The organism is uncultured Victivallis sp., from assembly GCA_944389935.1.
Classification (GTDB): domain Bacteria; phylum Verrucomicrobiota; class Lentisphaeria; order Victivallales; family Victivallaceae; genus Victivallis.
The window spans coordinates 1-2929 of record CALXOE010000095.1 but is presented as its reverse complement, the minus strand read 5'-3'; the positions used below and the strand labels follow the sequence as shown (position 1 = coordinate 2929).

Here is a 2929-nt window from a genome sequence, read left to right as displayed (position 1 = left end):
GCGGGTGGGCTGGTTGCGGGGTGTCGGCGGCGACGGCGGGGGGCGGGGGGGTGGTTGGCGGGGATGTGCATGGCGGCGGGATTGGCGACGGTTTTCGACTGGGGGGTGCTGTTCGACTTCCGGGAATGGGGGGGACTGCCGTTGACGAATTTCCTGCTTTCGTGGTTGTTGTTTCTGCTGTTTCTCGGGAGCGGGGTATGGCTCTGCGCGGGCGGATTCCGGTGGAGAAATCTTGCCGCGGCGGCGGGGATTGCGGGGGTGTGCTGCCTGGGACTGCTCTGTTTTCCGGCGGGGGGTGCGCCGCGGGTGCGCGACGGGGCGCTGTTTCCGCCGGGGGCGGCGGACGGCAGAACGCTGGTGCTGCTCCCGGCGGGGATGGCGCTGAAAGACGCGGCGGCGTTTCTCGCGCGGCACGGTTGCGATGACTGGCGGCTTCCGCTTTCGCCACGGCTGCCGGAACAGCCTCCCGGCGGCGAGGTCATAATGTTCGGATCGGCGGCCGAATATGCGGGGCAGTATGCGGACGGGCGGCTGCTGTTCGTCTCTCCGCCGGGATACTTCACGCTGCCGGAGCGGACGGAGAAGCTGTTTCTGCCGCGTTTCCGGCGCGAATTTTCCCTCGAAGCGCAGGCGAAAGAGCGGGAGATTCCGGTCGTGCGGTATTGAGAACCGCCCGGATTCCGTTAAGCATCCTCTTTCAAGTTCATTAAGCGATTACTATAAACGAACATCTTTATCAAATAATATCACAGAATATATCCATTATTTTATGAAAAATAATTTAAAAATGTATTGCTATTTTGCATAAAATGATTCATAATATATACGTGCTTGCACGATCCGTCCGTAATGGGAAACCTCAAACCAGGAAGAGGAGAAACGAAATGACAACGTTGCACGGGATCAAACGGAGCTGGCTGTTGCTGCTGCTGACGGTGGTGATCGGCTCGGTATGCGCGGCGGGGGCGGAGACGCTTTCGTTCACGGTTCGCGGGATGTCGGCGGGGAAAGCGTCGCTGACGGAAAACGGGTATCGGTTTGTGCGGCTGCTGGGGACGGCGAACTTCTCGCCGGAGCTGCGGCTTCCGGTGCAGCTGATTTACAACTCGGCGTCGGAGGAAGAGGGGATGTTCGGCTTCGGCTGGAGCGTTCCGCAGCTGGAGAGTTCGGCGATTCCGCAGCGCGACGGCGTGCTCTGGACGACGCCGTGGGGGGAAAAGATCCGCTTTTATGCGAGTCAAAAGGCCGACCGGGAGACGCTGGCGCTTTACCGGGAGGCGATGAAAGGGCGCGACTTCTTTTCCCCGTATGCGGACTGGGAGGCGGACACTTCCGCGCGCCGTGATTTTTCGCAGTCGGGGGACTGGGTTTTCACGGGGGAGAAGGATTTCCGGGGGTGGCGTTTCACCTACCGGGACTCGCGCCTGGCGAAAGTCGAGTCTCCGCGCGGGGATGTGTTTGTCTGCACGTATGCGGGCGACCGCCTGCAGAAAGTGACGCAGAACGGGACGCCGTTCATCGAGCTTTCGTGGCGGGATCGCCGTCCGGAAACTCTGACGATCAACGGCGTCCGGACCGTTCCGGAGTGGAAAGACGGGGTGATCACGATTCTGCCGAAAACGGATAAAGGCAGTGTAACGCAAATCACGCGGCCGCGGCTGGCGGCGCTCCGCACGGGCGCGCTCAATCCGGTTGAGTTCGGCTACGACGAGTGCGGTTACTTGAATCTGGTCCGGCAGGGTGAATTTGCCGATCAGATGAAAATTCAGCATGAAACGCTCGAAGAGCGCCGCGCGAACCTGAAAGCGGCGGCGGATTCCAAAGCGAAACACACGGGCAAAGTCGCGGGGCGGCTGCTGGAGGATGCGTTCCTGAAATACAGCTACGCCGGATCGAAACCGGGCAGTGTGAAACTCACGAACCGCGCGGGGGAAAAGGCGAGCTACGATTACAGCGCCTCGACCGGCATTTTCAAGATCCGGGAATTTTCCGGGAAGAGCTATACGATCTACTATTTCATGCGGTACGACGTCGCCTACCTCGGCAAGGTCCGGCAGATTGTGGACGGGCGCGGCCGCACGGTGGTCTCCTACCGTTACGACAAGTTGAGCGGCCGTGAGCTGCGCGTGCGCGACATGACGGGGAACGACCTGAACTACGCCTACGACAAGGCGGGGAATCTGGAGCTGGTCACGCGCCGCGGGGCGGAGCAGAGCGATCCGGAGCCGGTGGCGCGCTTCGCATATGACGCGAAAGGGAATCTCGCCGCGGCGATGCGGCTCGATGCGAACGGGACTCCGGCGCTGACGACGCGCATCAGCTACGACCGGAACGGCCGTCCGGCGAAGATTTCGGACGGGCGCACGGAAAATGCGGTCAGCTACACGGCCTCCGGTTACGTGGAGTCGGTCCGGAACGTGTTCGGGCAGCAGACCCGGAACGATTACGACCGTTACAACCGGCTGGTGCGGACGGTATTGCCGAACGGGGTCGAGACGCGGATCGAATACACGCCCGAGGGACTGCTGGCGAAAGTCGAGCGCCGCGACGGGGAGACGCTGCTCACGTCGGTCGCGGTGGAGTACGACGGCGACGGCCGCCCGGTGAGTTACACGGATCAGCAGAACCGCATCAAGCGCTTTGAATACGATGCGTTCGGGCGGCTGGTGCGGGAGCTTCTGCCGGATGAGACGGCGGTGGGATACGCCTACGACCGGCTCGGCAATCTGGCGCGGGTGACGGACCAGAACGGGCACGAGCTGAAGTTCGACTGGAGCCGCTTCGGGCTGGCGGAGAAGCGGAGTCCCGAGGGGCAGCTGACGGATTACGTCTACGACAAAAACGGCCTGCTTGCGCGCCTCGACTCGAAGCAGGAGAAACGGCTTGACCGTTCGATCCGCTACGAATACGACGAGTTCGACCGGGTCGC

1 protein-coding gene and 1 pseudogene are annotated in these 2929 nt (G+C 62.1%); both read left to right on the top strand.

Annotation, left to right across the window (positions count from 1 at the left end):
• The coding region (locus Q0J85_RS15375) for a hypothetical protein (RefSeq protein WP_294483225.1) at positions 1-666 on the top strand (666 nt) is incomplete at its 5' end.
• 218 nt (positions 667-884) lie between these two features.
• Positions 885-2929 (top strand): annotated as a pseudogene (locus Q0J85_RS15370) (hypothetical protein); the annotation flags it as partial.